This is a genomic window from Microbacterium sp. LWH13-1.2 (assembly GCF_038397735.1).
Lineage (GTDB): Bacteria > Actinomycetota > Actinomycetes > Actinomycetales > Microbacteriaceae > Microbacterium.
Genome location: NZ_CP151635.1, coordinates 2,888,921 through 2,906,064 on the forward strand (window position 1 = coordinate 2,888,921; position 17,144 = coordinate 2,906,064).

The 17,144-nt window shown below is 67.6% G+C and carries 13 protein-coding genes; 1 reads left to right on the forward strand and 12 read right to left on the reverse strand.

The genetic code is table 11. The features are described from left to right. Positions 1–2 precede the first annotated feature (2 nt). Positions 3–1,865, forward strand: coding sequence for a beta-L-arabinofuranosidase domain-containing protein (locus tag MRBLWH13_RS13910; RefSeq protein ID WP_341955541.1), 1,863 nt, complete (start codon positions 3–5; stop codon positions 1,863–1,865). A 16-nt stretch (positions 1,866–1,881) separates the two neighbouring features. Here the strand turns inward: MRBLWH13_RS13910 and MRBLWH13_RS13915 are convergent, their stop codons facing one another. From MRBLWH13_RS13915 to MRBLWH13_RS13970, 12 genes are all read right to left on the reverse strand, one after another. Further along, positions 1,882–2,166: a WXG100 family type VII secretion target gene (locus MRBLWH13_RS13915; protein WP_341955542.1), complete on the reverse strand. Its 285-nt coding sequence runs from the start codon at positions 2,164–2,166 to the stop codon at positions 1,882–1,884. After that, a complete protein-coding gene (locus MRBLWH13_RS13920; RefSeq protein WP_341955543.1) occupies positions 2,166–2,561 on the reverse strand; it encodes a hypothetical protein in 396 nt (131 codons plus the stop codon). Before MRBLWH13_RS13920 ends, MRBLWH13_RS13915 begins: the two co-directional genes overlap by 1 nt. Before the next feature lie 101 nt (positions 2,562–2,662). Next, a complete protein-coding gene (locus MRBLWH13_RS13925) occupies positions 2,663–3,973 on the reverse strand; it encodes a putative T7SS-secreted protein (protein WP_341955544.1) in 1,311 nt (436 codons plus the stop codon). Next, positions 3,973–4,263: a type VII secretion target gene (locus MRBLWH13_RS13930; protein ID WP_042541407.1), complete on the reverse strand. Its 291-nt coding sequence runs from the start codon at positions 4,261–4,263 to the stop codon at positions 3,973–3,975. The genes MRBLWH13_RS13925 and MRBLWH13_RS13930 overlap by 1 nt, the downstream gene beginning before the upstream one ends. A gap of 175 nt (positions 4,264–4,438) precedes the next feature. Continuing rightward, positions 4,439–5,476, reverse strand: coding sequence for a sugar ABC transporter permease (locus tag MRBLWH13_RS13935; RefSeq protein ID WP_341955545.1), 1,038 nt, complete (start codon positions 5,474–5,476; stop codon positions 4,439–4,441). Beyond that, positions 5,473–6,540: an ABC transporter permease gene (locus tag MRBLWH13_RS13940; RefSeq protein ID WP_341955546.1), complete on the reverse strand. Its 1,068-nt coding sequence runs from the start codon at positions 6,538–6,540 to the stop codon at positions 5,473–5,475. Before MRBLWH13_RS13940 ends, MRBLWH13_RS13935 begins: the two co-directional genes overlap by 4 nt. Continuing rightward, positions 6,537–8,144, reverse strand: a complete 1,608-nt coding sequence (locus tag MRBLWH13_RS13945) for a sugar ABC transporter ATP-binding protein (protein ID WP_341955547.1) — start codon at positions 8,142–8,144, stop codon at positions 6,537–6,539. The genes MRBLWH13_RS13940 and MRBLWH13_RS13945 overlap by 4 nt, the downstream gene beginning before the upstream one ends. A gap of 94 nt (positions 8,145–8,238) precedes the next feature. Continuing rightward, positions 8,239–9,234: a substrate-binding domain-containing protein gene (locus tag MRBLWH13_RS13950; RefSeq protein ID WP_341955548.1), complete on the reverse strand. Its 996-nt coding sequence runs from the start codon at positions 9,232–9,234 to the stop codon at positions 8,239–8,241. Between the two features lie 180 nt (positions 9,235–9,414). Beyond that, positions 9,415–10,962 carry a sugar ABC transporter ATP-binding protein gene (locus tag MRBLWH13_RS13955; protein ID WP_341955549.1) on the reverse strand — a complete coding sequence of 516 codons (1,548 nt, stop codon included), beginning with the start codon at positions 10,960–10,962 and terminating at the stop codon, positions 9,415–9,417. Beyond that, positions 10,959–12,110, reverse strand: coding sequence for a LacI family DNA-binding transcriptional regulator (locus MRBLWH13_RS13960; protein WP_341955550.1), 1,152 nt, complete (start codon positions 12,108–12,110; stop codon positions 10,959–10,961). Before MRBLWH13_RS13960 ends, MRBLWH13_RS13955 begins: the two co-directional genes overlap by 4 nt. A 23-nt stretch (positions 12,111–12,133) precedes the next feature. Further along, positions 12,134–15,217, reverse strand: coding sequence for a carbohydrate binding domain-containing protein (locus tag MRBLWH13_RS13965; protein WP_341955551.1), 3,084 nt, complete (start codon positions 15,215–15,217; stop codon positions 12,134–12,136). A 632-nt stretch (positions 15,218–15,849) separates the two neighbouring features. Next, the gene (locus MRBLWH13_RS13970; RefSeq protein ID WP_341955552.1) at positions 15,850–17,103 is read right to left on the reverse strand and encodes a D-arabinono-1,4-lactone oxidase; all 1,254 of its coding nucleotides are present in this window, start codon (positions 17,101–17,103) and stop codon (positions 15,850–15,852) included. Positions 17,104–17,144 lie beyond the last annotated feature (41 nt).

Genomic DNA, 17,144 nt, shown 5'->3' on the forward strand with positions numbered 1-17,144 from the left:
CCATGTTCGACACCACCACACCGGCCGCTCCTGTGGTCCCCACCCGCGGACGACTGCGCCCCCTCGGCCTGCGCGAGGTGCGCATCACCGGAGGATTCTGGGGCGATCGCCAGGCCGTCAACGGAACTGCCACGCTCACGCACATCGAGTCGCGACTCGAGTCGGAGGGGTGGCTGCCGAACTTCGATCTCGCCGCCGCCGGCACGCTCCCCGCAGGACGCCGCGGGCGCGAGTTCGCCGACTCCGAGATCTACAAGTACCTCGAGGCACTGGCGTGGGAGATTGGACGGACGGATGCCGCGGCCGACGGCGACCTCGAACAGCGGTTCCGCCGTGTGGTCGACCGGGTCGCTGCCGCGCAGGAACCCGACGGATACCTCAACACGATGTTCGGCCGCGAGGGTCAGGGCGAGCGGTGGTCGGCGTTGCAGTGGGGGCACGAGCTGTATTGCCTCGGGCACCTGTTCCAGGCGGCCGTCGCCCGGGTGCGCACGAGACCGGATGCCGACGACGGGCTGATCAATATCGCCCGCCGCGCCGCCGACCTCGTGTGCGAGGAGTTCGGCGTCGACGGACGCGACGCGATCTGTGGGCATGCCGAGGTCGAGGTCGGCCTCGCGGAGCTCGGTCGCGCGCTCAGCGAGACGCGCTACATCGATCAGGCTGCCCTCTTCGTCGAGCGGCACGGTCGTGGGTCGCTGGGCGAGATCGAGTTCGGGCGAGAGTACTTCCAGGACGACGTCTCGGTGCACGACGCCGAGGCGCTGCGCGGGCACTCGGTCCGAGCGAACTACCTGTCGTCGGCCGCGGCCGATGTCGCCACCGAGCTGGCCGACGAGTCTCTGCTCGACGCGCTGCGGTCGCAGTGGGACCGCACGGTCGAACGGCGCACCTATGTCACGGGCGGCCAGGGATCCCACCACCAGGACGAGGCGTTCGGCGACGACTGGGAGCTGCCGCCCGACCGCGCCTACTCCGAGACCTGCGCCGGCATCGGCTCGATCATGTTCTCGTGGCGACTGCTGCTCGCGACCGGCGAGGCGCAGTACGCCGACCTGATCGAGCGGACCCTGTTCAACGTGGTCGCGACCTCGCCCGGCGACGACGGGCGCTCGTTCTTCTACGCCAACACGCTGCATCAGCGCACTCCGGGGATCCCGGCGGATCCGGATGCCACGTCGCCGCGCGCCTCGTCATCGCTGCGGGCCCCGTGGTTCGAGGTGTCATGCTGCCCGCCGAACGTGGCCCGCACCTTCGCGAGTCTCGCGGCGTATGTGACGACGGCCGATGACGACGGCGTGCAGCTGCATCAGTACGCGCCCTCGACGGTGCGCACGACACTGCCGGACGGCCGGATCGTCGCGTTCGAGGTGTCGACGGCCTACCCCGTCGATGGAGACGTACGGATCACGATGGCCGAGGATGCCGAGTTCGCGCTGACACTGCGCGTGCCCGCGTGGGCATCAGGAGCGACGGTGCGCGTGCACAGCGGCGGCGAGGTCACGGAGTCCCCTGCCCCTGCGGGTGCGGTCGAGGTCGCTCGCGCGTTCCGTGCGGGCGACGTCGTCGAGCTGAACCTGCCGATCGTGGCGCGGGCCACGGCACCGCATCCGATGGTCGATGCGGTGCGAGGCAGCGTCGTGATCGAACGAGGCCCCGAGGTGCTGGCGCTCGAGTCGATCGACCTCGGCAGTGACGTCGGCGACGCGGTCGTCGCCGGGGACCCGATCGAGCGAGATGGCAGGGTCGTGCTGCCCGTGCGACACCGGTCGACCGATGAGGTCAACGAGGTTGCTCTCGTTCCGTACCACGACTGGGCTCAGCGCGGTCCGTCGACCATGCGCGTGTGGATCCCGACGGTGTGACGACGCTCAGGGGGATTCAGCTCCACAGGGTGGCGACATGGGCTTCGGCGTCGCGGGTGCGTGCGTGCGCGCGGGCTGCGGCGGTCGCGGCGCTGGTGAGAGCGGTCTGCATGCCGTCGGCGCACTCGGTCCATTCGCGTTGAGCGCGGGAGTACGCCTCGTGGGCTTGCCCGGTCCACAGCTGTCTCAGCCCGGAGGCTTCAGACTCGAGTTCGTCGAGCAGACCGCGGATCCGATCTGCGGTGTCAGCGAGAACCGCGATCGACTGAGCGAGCGGCTGGTGATCGACGCGGATGCGCATCAGCTGTCACCCTCTTCGGATCCGGGTTTCGGCCAGCTCAGGTGCAGATCGCGGAGCTCGTACGGCTGAGACACGTCGTCAGTGAGGAAATACGTATAGAAGACGACGGCTGCTTCATCGGCGGTGAAGACCTCGTGCGGATAGACCGTGGTGCTGTGGCGACCGTCGTCGTAGTGGATCACCTCGGTGGGTTCCCCCGTGCGGTGACCACCGGGCTTGCCGATCGCGTACTGGTGGGGGGTGCCGTCGGCCTCGATGCGGCGCACCTCCAGCGCCAGCGCGTCAGCGGTTCCCGCGCACTGCATATACTCCTCGCTGAACGGGATGCTCTCCAGCAGGTCCGCACCTTCGGGCGCACGCCACAAACTGTAGGCCCAGAACGAGGATCCGTCCATCTGAAGCAGAACAAACCGGATCTGTTCGGAGTACGGACGGAATTCATCGAGGAGCGCGCCGCGGGAACGCCCATTCCTCTGGGTGATGTGTGTGGGCTTGGTCACTTGACTTCCTTCAGTATCACTTTGGTGATCTGTATTCTCTCGCCGTTGACGACGGCTGTAGCCGGGCGATCGGGACTGACGGTGCTGTCGAACCCTCTCTGGTATGCGTCACGACTCCCGGTTCCTCCTTTGACCTCCACGCCGGTGTAGGTGCCGTCGGGATTCTTGTATAGGCCGTCGTAGTATCGGTGCTGCTCGGCCGTCGCGCCGGGCTTGTAATACCCGTCGATGGTCGAACGCACCTTGTCGCGGATGATGTCGTACCCGGTATCGCTAGCGACTTCGTCCAACCCGATCTTCTCGGTGTCGACCCAAGGGCGTTGCCCGTCGCCGTTGTACTGGCCCTTGATGTCACGACCCCCGTACTCGGGGTGAGGTGGCGGGCGCTCCGCGATGCGGACTGCATCATCACCGGTCGCCTCGTTCATCCAGCGAGCGCTGGCATGTCCCGCGGCGACAAGGCCTGCTCCGGCGACGCCCACTCCGGCCCACGCGACGCCGCCGCCGGGCACAGCCCCCACCCCCGTGAGCACGAGTGCGCCTCCGCCGCCGATCATCGTGCCGCCACCGACCACGAGGGCGACTCCGCCGAGCAGTTCGAGAAGTAAGTCGGGGTGGTTGAGGAGAGCGTTGCCCATCGAGGCGACGAAGTTCAGCTGCTCTCTCGCCGGGTTGAGCACGGCGGTCTCGAACACCGCCGCGCCGATCGCCCCCGCCACTGCCCAGTTCGTTGTGCTCTCGGTCTGCTTCGGCGTCTCCAGGGGCGCCGCGTCCGCCGCGTCATGGATGGTGTTCGCGGCATCCATGGCGTAGCGATCCAGCACGCCCCTCGCGTTCGTCAAGACGTCTACGGCCTGTGCGCGCAGGTCCGCCCCGCCATCGATGAACGGGACGTCGAGTTTGACGTGCCGCAGGCCGAGGTCGCGCTCCAGCTCCCGCACTTTCACCCGGTGCGCCTGACGCGAGACGACCGTCGCCGCCTCCGCCTGCTCCCACAGGTCGATCGCGCGCGCCGCCTCATCCTGCGCCCATCGCAGAGCATCGCCATAGGCCGACAGAGCGGCGGCGCCACTCATCAGGTACTCGCCGCACCTCTGCCACGACGACCGCACATACTCCGCCCGCTCGAGGTACTTGTCGTACGGGTACCCGGTCCACGCGGAATCGACCTCGAGGCCTCTCAACCCGTCCCGAAGCGCAGTGGCGGCCTCTGACCGAGACCGCCACGCCGACGCGACCGTGTGCGCTGCGGCATGAGAACCGGGCACCAATACGACCGGGTCATTCGTCATCCCCAGTTCGGGCATCAGTAGTCGCTCTCGGCCCAGATCATCTGGTCGAGTTCACTGCTCGACGCCTCGTCTCCCCGGTCGAACACCTCAGCCGTCTGCCGCAGATTCTCGGCGAGCATGTCGACATCCCCGAGACGACGCCCCAGAGCCGTCGTCCAGGTTTCACCGAACCGCGCCACTGCCTCGTCGAGAGAGCCCGCTCCCAGCCCCGACGACTGCGCGACCACCGGCGATCCAAAGTCTCCCCGCACGCTCTCGGCCTGCGTCGCGAGAGCTCGGAGCTCGTCGGTCTCCACATCTGTCATCGCGCCCCCACATGTCCGAATGACGATGTTACGTAGTCATATGAGGTGGATTGCGGTCTCCCCGTGTTACATAGCGGTGTTCAGGAATGCCGCGCGGTCGACGCGTGACACTGCGGGAACGCAGAAGACCCCTTGTCCACCGGACAAGGGGTCTTTCACGTCATTCGAACGGAAGCTACTCGCGTTTTCGAGTGACCGCCCGCTGCAGCAGCACGAACACGAGCAGGATGCCGCCGGTGATGATCGTCGTCATCTCGGGCGGGATCCCGCCGTCGCGCGTGATCAGCACGTTCATGAGCCCGAGCACCAGGGCCCCGATGACCGATCCGAGCACGTAGCCGTAGGCACCGGTCAGCACGGTGCCGCCGATCACCGCTGCGGCGATCGCGTCGAGCTCCCACCCGATACCGGTGATGTTCTGCGCGGTTCCGAGTCGTGCGGTGTACAGCACGGCCGCGAGGCCCGCGAGGCCACCGCTGATCACGTAGACCAGCACCTTGGTGCGCTGCACCGGAAGACCCATGAGCAGCGCCGAGCTCTCGGACCCGCCGATCGCGTAGACCGTGCGCCCGGTGCGGGTGCGGTGCAGCACGAAGAACGCGGCTGCCACGACGATGACCGCGACGAGCACCGCGGGGGTGATCACGAGGTCGTTGACCTTGGGTCCGTCGAGGATCTTGAGCTGCGTGCCGATCCAGCGGATGGGCGAGTCCTCGCCGAGCCGCTCGGGCTTGGTGCTGAGCAGCGAGGCGAGCCCCCGCCCGAGGAACATCATCGCCAACGTCGCGATGAACGGCTGCACGTTGAAGTACCGGATCAGCACACCCGACACGATGCCGAAGAGCACGCCGATGCCGATCATCGCGACGATCACGGCGAATGCGTTCCATCCGGCATTCGAGAGCATCACCCCGGCCACCGACGAGACCGCGATGATCGAACCCACCGAGAGGTCGATGCCTCCGGTGAGTATCACGAACGTCAGCGCGACGGCGAGCACGATGAGGTGCGCGTTGTTGATGAGCAGGTTCGAGACGGTGCTGAACTGGAGGATGCGGCCGTAAGCGACCTCACCGAAGATCACCATGCCGACGAAGATGACGACCGAGGCGATTGTCGGCAGCACCGACGGGTTGGCCGTGATCATGCGTCGCAGGCGGTCGACGACGTTCTCGGTCGCCTGCGGAGCCGGGGTGGCGGTCACGACGCTCATGCGGACACCTCTTCCTTGGCGAGGACCTGTTCGACCGGTCGGGCCTTGCGGCGCGAGCGGAACCAGCTGCGCACCCGCTGCGACTGCAGCAGGCACAGGATGACGATCACGATGGCCTTGAAGGCAGGGGTCGCCGACGAAGAGACGCCGAGATACAGCACGGTCTTGTCGAGGGTGGCGATGAGCAGCGCTCCGACGAACGCACCGCTGAGCGAGAACTTGCCGCCCGCCAACGATGCACCGCCGATCACGACCGCGAGGATCGCATCGAGCTCGAGCTGGTATCCGGTGCGCGAGATGTCGACGGTCATCACGCTGCCGACCGACATGATCCCCGCGATCCCGGCGAGGATGCCGCTCATGATGTACGCCGTCAGCAGCAGGCCCTTCGGCTTGATCCCCGCCATGCGGCTGGCGCGGGGGTTGATGCCGATGGCCTCGATCATGAGTCCCAGCGCGCTGCGCCTGACGACCCAGCCGACGGCGATCACGATGAGCACGGCGAGGATGAACACCACGGGGATGCCGATCACGAAGCCGTTCGCGATCCACCGGAACGCATCGTTCGACGCGGTGGTGTTCTGTCCGCCGGTGATCACCTTGGCGATTCCCCGCCCGGCGAGCATGAGCACCAGCGTGGCGATGAAAGGCTGCAGCCCGACGTAGGCGACGAGCAGGCCGTTGACCGCCCCGAGGATGCCGGTGATGACCAGCGCGAGTCCGACCGCGGCGAGCGCCGCGCCGAAGGAGTCACCCGCGGCGCTGAGGAACTCCATCGAGACGGCCCCGGCCACGGCCATGAGCGATCCGACCGAGAGGTCGATGCCGCCCGTGGCGATGACGAGCGACATCCCGATGGCGATCATCATGATCGGCGCCGCCTGGCGCAGGATGTCGATGAGGTTGCCGACGAGGTTTCCGTTGTTCGGGTTGATCGAGAGCGCGAGGTAGGTCGGGTCCTTGATCACGTTCAGGGCGAGCAGCGCGAGGATCGCGACGATGCCCCAGAAGAACGGCTTGTGGATCAGGTCCCGCCAGATGGTGGTGCCGGCTGACGCGGTCATCGCGCTGCCTCCTTGTCGGTCGTGGGGGCGATGCTATCGGGCACGGCGCCGTCGGTGTCGTCGAGCGTCTCGGCCGCGGCCTCCACGCCGTGGGCGGCGATCACATCGACGATCACCTGCGCGGTGACATCGGGGCCGTTCTGGATCTCGCCGATCTTGCGGTGGTCCTTCAGCACGACGATCCGCTCGGAGAGACGCACGACCTCTTCGAGCTCGGAGGAGATGAACACCACGGCGACGCCGTCTTCGGCGAGCGCGGCCACCGCCTCCTGGATCTCGGCCTTCGCGCCCACGTCGATGCCGCGGGTCGGCTCGTCGAGGATCAGCAGCTCGGGCTGCGTGGCGAGCCAGCGCCCGAGCAGCACCTTCTGCTGGTTGCCACCGGAGAGGTTCTTGATCATCCGGTCGGGGTCGGCCGGCCGGACGTTGAACTGCGCGATGTAGCGGTCGACGATCGCATCCTGCTCCTTGCGGCTCATCGGCCGCGCCCAGCCGCGTTCGGCCTGAACCGCGAGGACGATGTTCTCGCGAACGGTCAGGTCTCCGATGATGCCTTCGTCGCGTCGATTCTCGGTCGAGAAGGCGATCCGACGTGGCAGCGCATCGGCGGGAGAACGCAGATCGACGGTGCGGCCGTGGAGCTCGATCGCTCCCTCGTCGGGGCGATCGGCCCCGTAGAGCAGACGTGCGAGCTCGGTGCGTCCCGACCCCAGCAGGCCGGCGAATCCGACCACCTCGCCGGGGCGGATGTCGAGGTCGGTCGCCTCGACCGCACCACGCCGTGCGATGCCGGATGCCGAGAGCAGCGGCTTCTCGTCGACCTCACGCGGCGCGCGGCGGCGGTTGCCGCCCAGGGACTTCAGCGCGTCGAGGTCCTTGCCGATCATGGTCGAGATGAGGGCGTGCCGGTCGAGGTCTCGGGTGAGGTACTCGCCCTGGTATCGACCGTTGCGCAGCACCGTCAGGCGGTCGCTGATCGCGTAGACCTGATCGAGGAAGTGTGAGACGAAGAGGATCGCGACGCCCTGATCGCGCAGCGCCCTGATCACGGTGAAGAGGCCGTCGACCTCGGCGGCGTCGAGGCTGGAGGTCGGCTCGTCGAGGATGAGGACCTTGGCCTTGATCGCCATCGCGCGGCTGATGGCGACGAGCTGCTGCAGCGCGATCGAGAGAGTCGAGAGCGGTCGGCGCGTGTCGAGGTGCGCCAGCCCGAGTCGGGAGAGGGCATCGGTCGCCGCTCGGTGCGTGGCCGTCCAGTTGATGCCGAACACGCCCCGCAGTTCATGGCCGAGCATCACGTTCTCGCCGATCGAGAGGTTGGGGGCGAGGTTGACCTCCTGGTACACCGTCGAGATCCCGGCATCCTGAGCGTCACCGGCTCCGCCGAAGCTGCGCTCGGCGCCCGTGACGACGATGGATCCGGAGTCGATCGGATAGACGCCGGTCAGCGCCTTGATGAGGGTCGATTTGCCGGCACCGTTCTCGCCCATGAGCGCGTGCACCTCGCCCGGGAAGAGCCGGAAGTCGACTCCGTCGAGGGCTTTCACTCCGGGGAACTCGATCGAGATGCCCCGCATCTCGACGATGGGCAGTTCTTCGTTCATGCTGTCTCTCCGTCCGGGAGAGCCCGGGTGGCGCAGGAATCCGCGCCACCCGGGCTCGATGCCGGATCGCTCCGGCGTCGGCGTCGGTGCTCGGTCAGTACTTGCGGTCGGCCAGCACGGCCTGCGCCGCCTCAGCGGAGTCGAACGCCTCACTGGGGACGACGATGTACGACTCGACGTCTTCGCCGGCGAGCGCCTTCTCGACGACCTCGAGAGCGGTCTCGCCGAACAGCGGGTTGTACTCGTGCACGTAGCTGAGCTGACCGTCGGCGAGCGCCTGCATGGCGTTCTTCGTGCCGTCGATCGTGGCGATCTTGACGTCTTCTCCGACGACGAGTCCGGCCTCTTCCGCAGCCTGCGCTGCGCCGAGACCCATCTCGTCGTTCTGCGCGAACACCAGCTGGATGTCGTTGCCCGAGGCCTTGAGCATCGTCTCGAAGACGCTCTTGCCCTCTTCCGCCGACCAGTTCGCGGTCTGCGCGTCGAGCTTCGTGAGCGAGGAGTCGCCGAGGCCCTCGTCGAAGCCCGTGTTGCGCTCGTTCACGACGCCGACACCGGCAGGCCCCTCGAGCACGACGTAGTTTCCGCCGTCGGGGAACGTGGCCGCAGCCCAGGTGCCGACCTCCTTCGCGACCTCGACGTTGTCGGGAGCGATGCGGGTCACGTACAGGCTGTCGTCGTCCGGCTCGATGCCGCGGTCGAGCAGGATCACGGGGATCTCCGCCTCCTGTGCACGCTTGAGCGAGTCCTCCCAGCCCGAGGCCTCGGTGGCCGACAGCAGGATGACGTCGACGCCCTCGTCGACGAACGACGTGAACGCGTCGATCTGCGACTTCTGGTCGAGGTTCGTGGCGGGGGCGTACTTGAGGTCGTATCCGGCCTCCTCCGTGAAGGTGTCCTGGATGTTCTGCTCGTTGGCTTCGCGCCATGCACCTTCTGGGCCGACGGCCACGAAGCCGACGGTGGTGATCTCCTCCGAGCCGCCGCCGTCGCCGCCGGAGTCGCCCGTCGAGCAGGCCGCAAGGCCGATGGTGAGTGCGCCGACTGCTGCCAGGCCGAACGCGACGCGGATGCGCTTCTTCGCGGACATGATTCTCCTCCTTGAGACGCCGGTAGTCACTCCGGCAACGGTGGACCGGTCGTGGTCCCTGTCGTGATTGCAGGACTGCGGCATCGCAGGTCCTGCGGCGATGTTACCGGGAACAATTTCTGGAACACAAGAGGTTCTGACGAAATCAGCGTTTCTAATCGGTCTCGATTCTGTTACCGATCACAGTCCGCTTGTCAGACTCAGCTCGGCCGCGATCATCTCGACGACCGTGTCTACGGTCACACCTGGACCGTTGCTGAGCTCGCCGATCTTCTCGCGGTCCTTCAGCACGATGATGCGATCGCTCAGCCGCACGACCTCCTCGAGCTCTGACGAGATGAACACGACGGCCACGCCGTCTCCGGCCAGCTGGCTGATGCGGCGCTGCACCTCGACCTTCGCCGCGATGTCGATCCCCCGAGTGGGCTCGTCGAGGATCAGCACGTGAGGGCGCACCGCCAGCGCCCTGGCGAGAAGCACCTTCTGCTGCGTTCCCCCCGACAGGAGGCCGACGGGACGGTCGAGGTCCGTGGAGTCGAGGTGCAGCGCCTCCACGTAGGTCTCCACGAGACTCTTCGACTCGGCGTGCGAGAGAGGACGAGTCCATCCGCGCAGCGCCTGGAGCGAGAGGATGATGTTCTCGCGCGCAGTGAGGTCGCCGATGATGCCCTGCGTTCCGCGGTTCTCCGCCGACAGGGCGATGCGATGCCGCAGCGCGGCAGAAGGGTTCTTCAGCTGCACCTTCTCGCCGTCCACCCACAGCTCGCCGCTGTCGGCACGCACCGTGCCGCTCAGCAGAGAGGCGAGCTCCGTGCGTCCTGAGCCTCGAAGCCCCGCGAGGCCCACGATCTCACCGCGCTGGACCTCGACATCCATCCGCTCCAGCTCGCCGCGGCGACCGAGACCGGACGCCTGCATGGCCGGCTCTCCGTCGTACGCGTAATGGTGCGCCTTGCGCTCCGAGCCGAGCGCTCTGAGGCTGTCGATGTCCTTGCCCAGCATCTTCGAGATCAGGTCGGCTCGGTCGAGATCGCGCGTCGCGTACTCGCCGACCCGTCGCCCACCGCGCAGCACCGTCATGCGGTCGCTGATCGCGAACGCCTGCTCGAGGAAGTGCGAGATGAAGAGGATCGCGACACCGCGCTGCCGGAGGCCCCGGATGACGCGCATGAGCGTGGCGACCTCGGCGACATCGAGACTCGAAGTCGGTTCGTCGAGCACGAGGACCCGCGGCTCATCGACGACGGCCCTGGCCAGCGCGACGAGCTGCTTCTGCGCGGGCGTCAGCATCGACAACGGCGTCTTGGGGTCGAGGTCGTCGAGTCCCAGCCACGCCAGCGCCTCGCCGGCATCCGCTCTGGTGCGGCGCCAGTCGATGCCGAAGTGCCCGCGTCGCTCCCTGCCGAGCATGACGTTCTCAGCCACGCTGAGGTTCGGGCTCAGCTGCGCCTCCTGGAACACCGTCGCGATGCCGGCCGCGCGACTGTCGGCGACTCCCGAGAATCGGCGAGCCTCGCCATCGACGAAGACCGTCCCCTCTTCAGGCACGAGCGTGCCGGTGATCACCGCCACGAGCGTCGATTTTCCTGCGGCGTTCTCACCCATCACGGCGTGCACCTCGCCGGGGAACAGCCGGAAATCGACGTCGTCGAGTGCGCGCACGCCGGGGAAGTCGACCGTGATGCCCTCGAGCCGCACCACCGGCTCGGGACCACGGTCGAGTGTCATCGCGACTCCCGGGGAGCCGCGGAGGATGCGCGAGCCACGAGCTCGGTCGGGATACGGGTGAGCGCGGGGATGTCGCGCCCCTCGATCGCCGCACGCAGCATCTCGACGACCGCGCCGCCGAGCGCGCCGAAGTCCTGGCGGACCGTCGTCAGCGGCGGCAGGAAATGCCGGGCGAGCGGCACGTCGTCGAATCCGACCACGCTCAGGTCCGTCGGCACCTCGAAGCCCCTGTCGTGCAGTCCGTGGATGAGTCCGATGGCCATGTCGTCGTTCGCGGCGAAGATCGCGGTGTAGTCGGGCAGACGCGTCAGGCCCTTGGCGAAGTCGTACGCGAAGTCGGCAGACCAGTCGCCGACGACGATCGGCCGTTCCCGGATGCCCCACGACTTGGCCCGCGAGTGGAAGGCGCGCTCGCGAGCCCTCGCGTCCAGCCAGTCCAGGGGGCCCGCGAGATGCAGGATGTCGCGGTGTCCGAGCGCGACGAGGTGGTCGACCACCAGTGTCGTGCCCGCGTGCTGGTCGATCGACACCGTCAGGAAGGTCGGATCGGCGTCGGCCTTCACCACGAGCATCGGCACCGTGATCGCGATGCGGCGCAGAGCCGCGACGGACGACGAACGGGGCGCGATCACGCAGAGCGCATCGACACCCTGGGTGACGAGGTTGTCGACGGCCTCCTGCGGCGACAGCGCATCGCCCTCATGGAGCGCGATCGGTGTGACCGAGTACCCCGCCGCACGGGCGGAGAGTTCGACCGCACGCAGGATGCTGGTCGGGCCATGGGCCACGGCGCTCTCGACGATCACACCGATACGACGTGTGCGCTGCGTGGCGAGTGCGCGGGCGACCATGTTGGGCCGGTAGTCGAGCTCTTCGATCGCCTCGAGCACACGCCGCTTGGTGTCGGGCTTGATGTTGGGGTGATCGTTGAGCACCCGCGACACCGTCATGTGCGAGACGCCAGCGATGGTGGCGACCTGACGGATGTTGGGCTTGTCGGAACCGACGTTCACCATGCGCACCTCCGTCGGCCAGGCCTCGGAGAATGTTACCGAGAACACCCCCGGACCTGCAATGGATGACGGGCGACCCGCCCCTTCCTTCGGCGCGGCCGGAAGGAAGAGGCGGGTCATCAGAAGGTCAGGCATTGCCGGCGCGCGGCGTCCTCACCTCAGTCCGTCCCGATCTCTGCGACTCGGACTGATCTGCGGCGCCGGACCCAGAACGCGGATCCGAGGGCCAGCAGGATCGCGCCGAGCAACGCAGCCATCAACGATCCGCTCGCGTCACCGCCGGTAGCGGCCAGCGACCCACCGGTGCCGTCGCCTCCTCCGCCGGAGGAGGAGCCACCGTCGGTGCCGCCACCGGAGACCCGCGTGACGGTGATCGGCAGTCGCGCGAGCTCGGTCTCACCATCGCGGAGGATGATGTGGTGCAGACCGGCTGTCGCATCTGCCGGGATCACGACGGTGGCCTCGATCTCGCCGCCTTCGACGGCGACCGTGGCGAGCGCCCGGTATGTGCTGGCGATGCCGATCTCGACCTCGTCCGCTGCCACACCGGCAGCGGTGACGGTGACGGATCCACCCGCCGCGACCTTCGACGCGGAGAGTTCAGCGGTCAGCTGCGATCCCGGGCCGTCGTCGACCGTGTCGAACGACCAGTTGTCGACCTCGAACAGGTCGACATCCGCGCCGACGCCCTCGGGGCCGGCGAAGACGAAGAACACATCGTGCTCGCCCGTGGCACCGGTGACCTCGGCTTCGACCGTGGTCCACTCTCCGACCGTGCCGTCGACGGGGATCTCCGCCACGACGGGGCCGTCGACGTCATCCAGACGCACCTGGATGCTGCCACCGGCGACCAACGGCTTCACCTTCGCAGACACCTTCTGGGCGCCGGAGCCGAAGTCGACACCGGAGATGCCGGAGAAGTCCCCGTCATCGATGCCCGAGAGCACCATGTTGCCCGAACCGTTGTGCTCGGGGAACTCGACCGAGGCGGCATCCGTCTTGGCCGTGGTGACGCCCAGCTGCCAGGCCAGCGTCTCGGCCTCGAAGGTGCGGTACGGATCGAAGCTCTCGACCTGTTCCACGCCCGCCTTGGTTCCGACGATCGGCTTGATGGTGCCGTCCTGGTTGAACTCGAGCTTGTCGATGTGGACCGAGCGGTATCCCTGTGTCGCGCCCGGGGTTCCGAGAGCCGACGCCCACGCCGCCCCACGCGTCTGCGCGTGGTAGGTGAAGTAGGTCTCGCCCTTGTAGGTGAACATGTCGGAGTGGTTGTTGCCGCCGTTGCCCGCTCCGAAGAACGTGCCCTGGTTCTGGAACGCCACGCCCGCGTACTCCGAGGAACCGAGCTTCATCGGGTCATCGGTCATCATGTACGCGATCGCACCGCGCGACGGGTACTGTCCCGGCGCCTCGTTCACCTGGAAGTTCGACGAGTACGAGTAGTAGTACTTGCCGTCGCGCTTGAACATGCTCGACGCTTCGAACATGCCGGGGGCATCGATCTCGACCGGGTCGCCGTCGAGGGTGACCATGTCGTCCTTCAGCTTCACGACACGGGTCGACTTCGGGTTCTGCGGCCCCTGCACGTTCGGCGCGGTGCCGATCTGCGAGTTGCCGCCGAAGTACAGGTAGCCCTGGCCGTCGTCGTCGATGAACACCTCGGGGTCGAAGAGCCACATGCCTGCCGGGAATCCGCCGTCGGCGATGTAGTCGCTCGACACGGTGTCGGGGATGATCTTCTTGCCGAGCGGATCCACCCACGGCCCGAGGGGCGACCCGCCGACGACGACCGCCGTTCCGGTGCCGCTGTCGCAGAAGTACAGATAGACCTTGCCGTCCTTCTCGATCGCCGCCGGAGCCCACGAGTTGCGGGCCCACGGGGCAGCGCCGCCCTCACGAGCGATCGGCACCGAGCCGTGGTCGACCCAGTTGACCATGTCGATCGTCGACATCACGTTGAGACGCGTGATGCCGCCGTAGCCGTTCGACTGTGTCGGCAGGCCGTTCTCGTCCTTGCTGTTCAGGTCGTACTGCTGGGTGTCATCGGTCGAGTAGATGTACAGGCGACCGTTGTAGACGAGGTGGTGCGGGTCGGCGCCGAACTTGTGGCCGACGAGCGGGTTGTGGTCGCCGATCGGCTTGGTCTGCACCTTCTCGAGGCTCGTGAACGCGGGCACTTCGGGCGCATCGGCGATCTTGACGAGCGAGAGTTCGTCGACCGAGAAGTCCTGCAGAGCCTCGGAGCCCCAGGGAGTCTCCACGAACAGCCATCCCGCAGCGACGTGCCTGGCCTCGGCCGTGAACTCCTGCGAGAAGGCGCCCCATTCGCCCTTCGTGAACGTGTGCCCGTAGTCGGCGCATCCGTTGAAGTTCGTCGGGCAGAAGGTGAAGTTGAACTGCTGGGTGGCGTTGCCCTCGTCGTACTTCAGTTTTCCGGTGAGGCGGTACGAGGCACCGAGCTCGATCTTGTCCGCGACACTCGCAAACGGGCCCGACTGGGTGTTCTCCCGGCCGGTGACTTTCAGGGAGTGCGCGCCGCTCGCCGCGTCGTCGCTGAGAGCCAGCGTGCCACCGCGGGTGTTGGTCCACCCGGTCAGGTCCGAGACGAAGCGGCCGTCAGGCAGGAGGTTGCCCGGCACCGCCGGCGGCTCGACTGCGGCGGACGACCCGCCGTCCGTCGTCAGCGACACGTCATCGATCAGAAAGGACTGGACGTCGGTGTTCCACGGCGTTTCGACGAAGAGGATGTCGTAGTCGGCCGTCAGGGGCGAGAAAGTCTTCTCGAGGGTGGACCACTCGCCGGCCGTTGCCGTCGCCGAGACCACCACGTCACAGCGACTGCGCGATGACGTGCACAGAACGACGTTGAAGTCCTGCGTGGCGCGCCCGGCGTCGAACTTCAGCGAGAGCGAGAGGTCATAGGACTGATCCGTCTTCAGCAGTCCCGTCACCGTGGCGGTGGGGCCCGACTGGAAACTCGAGCGGTCGCTGATCGCAAGAGCCTTCGCGCCCGTGCGGGCGTCCGCGCTCTCCGTGAGCGTCCCTCCGAGTGGCGCAGACCATCCCGACAGTCCGCTCTCGAAAGTGCCGTTGTCGATGATGCTCACGGGAGCGGCGAAAGCCGCCTCCGGTGCCCCGGCGGCGGTCACGGAAGACGCGACGAGCGCCGCGACCCCCAGAATCGCTGCCGGAAGCGAAACGGACCGGCGGCGCCGATCGACGGTTCTCAGATGTGGTTTCACGTGTTGCTCCTTGCGGGTAGGTCTCGCTCGAGGGCGCGCCGGCGCGAACGCGCGCCAGGCCGCTTCTTCTGCGAAGAGGCCGTGGACGCTGCTGTCTCGAGCGAAGGTGGGATAGCGACCGACAGCGTCTTCGCAGCAGCGGATCGCCGCGGCGCGCGTCAGTCCCCTTGTGGGGTCGATGTGATTCGGGAATCGAGGAGTGCTGCAGCAGCGATCCGCGCCTGGGAAGAGCGGACGGATGCGGTTCCTCGGTCTGCCGGCGTCCTGGAGGCAGAAGCCTCAGGCGCCGTTCTGCCGGCGGGGACTCACCCCGCTGGCACCGGCGCTCAGTGCGCCGGTCGAGGTTCTCTCATAGCCGAGTGCAGCACGGGAAGGCGTCGTGTGGCGCGGTGCGCGACCCGATCGAGATGGACACAGATGACGCCGTTCATGCACTCTCCTCCTTGAGATACCGAGGTCGCGAACACGCTGCCTCAGTGGCTCCGAACGGAGCCGCGACGATTGCTGTCACTCGGATGTTACCGGTAACAGAATTTGGAACGCAAGAGTCTTCGTCAATCCGTGACCGATCGCCCCTACGGGAGCCCAGCGGGGGCTCCGACGGGCACCTCGCTCCGAAGAGGGGCCCGTACCTACAGCCCGAGGCGCTCCAGGTACGGGTTCACCAGGCGACGCTCGGGGTCGAACCGCCGCGCGAGGGCGGCGAAGTCGTCCCATCGCGCATAGCGCGAGCGCACCTCTGCGGCATCGAGAGTGAAGACCTTGCCCCAGTGCGGGCGGGCGGTGGCAGGCAGCAGCGCCTCGAGGGTGGGCAGGAACGCGCGCACGGCCGCCTCGTCGGGCTTCCAGGTGAAGTGGATGCCGACGGCATCCGTGCCCTGCGACGAGCTCAGCCAGAGGTAGTCCGGGGCGACCGTGCGGATCTCGTTCACGAGCAGCAGCGGCGCTATCTGGCCGGCGAGCGTGCGCACCGCCTGGATCGCGGCGACCGCGTCGGCGCGCGGCACGAGGTACTCGCTCTGGATCTCGGCGCCGGCCGACGGCGTGAACTCGAGCTTGAAGTGAGCGAGGCGCTCGAACCACGGCCCCGGCTCACCGAGCTGCTCGGTGCAGGCGACGGGATCGACGCCGAGGATCGGATGCCGCTTGCTCGTCGCCGGCTCCGCGCCGAGCCGCTCGAAGAGGTCGTCGCGGACGAGCTCATGCGCCTCGGGATGGCGCTGCTTGACCCAGATCTGGTCGGCGATGTCGGTGCGCGTCCAGGTCGAGAAGATGCTGACGCTCGTGCCGATGCCCGTGACCTCGTCGAAGTCGGCCAGGATCGCATCCCATGACGGATGCTCGAACACATGCTGCGCCACGTCGTAGGTCGGCTCGACGTCGAGCGTGACGTCGACGACCGCACCCAGGGCACCGAGGCTGACGACCGCGCCGTCGAAGTCGTCGTCACCGCGTGAGAGCGTCCGCGTCTCACCGGCCGGGGTGATGATGGTCAGCGCACGCACCGCGGTCGCCAGCGACCCGGTCGCGTCGCCCGACCCGTGCGTCCCCGTGGCCACGGCCCCGGCGATCGAGATGTGCGGCAGCGAGGCGAGGTTCGCGAGGGCCAGGCCCTCCGCCCCGAGCCGCGGCGCGATGTCGCCGTAGCGCAGCCCGCCCGAGACGCGCACGGCGTCGCGGGCGTCGTTGATCTCGAACACCACCGGCATCCGGTCGAGCGCGACGAGCACCCCGTCGGTGTCGGCGATGTCGTTGAAGCAGTGCCGGGAGCCGAGCATGCGCACCGGCCCGCCCTCGGCGAACAGCGCACGCAGCTCGTCGATCGACGACGGGTGCTCGACCCGCCTCGCCCGATAGGTGAGGTTCCCGGCCCAGTTGCGTTCCATCGGATCGGCACTCCTTCGTCGCTCGGCGGTCATCCCGTCGC

Bases quoted from the DNA above. Each gene is read 5' to 3' on its own strand.
- MRBLWH13_RS13910 (WP_341955541.1), top strand. From the start codon at position 3: ATGTTCGACACCACCACACCGGCCGCTCCTGTGGTCCCCACCCGCGGA.
- MRBLWH13_RS13915 (WP_341955542.1), bottom strand. From the start codon at position 2,166: ATGCGCATCCGCGTCGATCACCAGCCGCTCGCTCAGTCGATCGCGGTT.
- MRBLWH13_RS13920 (WP_341955543.1), bottom strand. From the start codon at position 2,561: ATGGACGGATCCTCGTTCTGGGCCTACAGTTTGTGGCGTGCGCCCGAA.
- MRBLWH13_RS13925 (WP_341955544.1), bottom strand. From the start codon at position 3,973: ATGCCCGAACTGGGGATGACGAATGACCCGGTCGTATTGGTGCCCGGT.
- MRBLWH13_RS13930 (WP_042541407.1), bottom strand. From the start codon at position 4,263: ATGACAGATGTGGAGACCGACGAGCTCCGAGCTCTCGCGACGCAGGCC.
- MRBLWH13_RS13935 (WP_341955545.1), bottom strand. From the start codon at position 5,476: ATGAGCGTCGTGACCGCCACCCCGGCTCCGCAGGCGACCGAGAACGTC.
- MRBLWH13_RS13940 (WP_341955546.1), bottom strand. From the start codon at position 6,540: ATGACCGCGTCAGCCGGCACCACCATCTGGCGGGACCTGATCCACAAG.
- MRBLWH13_RS13945 (WP_341955547.1), bottom strand. From the start codon at position 8,144: ATGAACGAAGAACTGCCCATCGTCGAGATGCGGGGCATCTCGATCGAG.
- MRBLWH13_RS13950 (WP_341955548.1), bottom strand. From the start codon at position 9,234: ATGTCCGCGAAGAAGCGCATCCGCGTCGCGTTCGGCCTGGCAGCAGTC.
- MRBLWH13_RS13955 (WP_341955549.1), bottom strand. From the start codon at position 10,962: ATGACACTCGACCGTGGTCCCGAGCCGGTGGTGCGGCTCGAGGGCATC.
- MRBLWH13_RS13960 (WP_341955550.1), bottom strand. From the start codon at position 12,110: ATGCCTGACCTTCTGATGACCCGCCTCTTCCTTCCGGCCGCGCCGAAG.
- MRBLWH13_RS13970 (WP_341955552.1), bottom strand. From the start codon at position 17,103: ATGGAACGCAACTGGGCCGGGAACCTCACCTATCGGGCGAGGCGGGTC.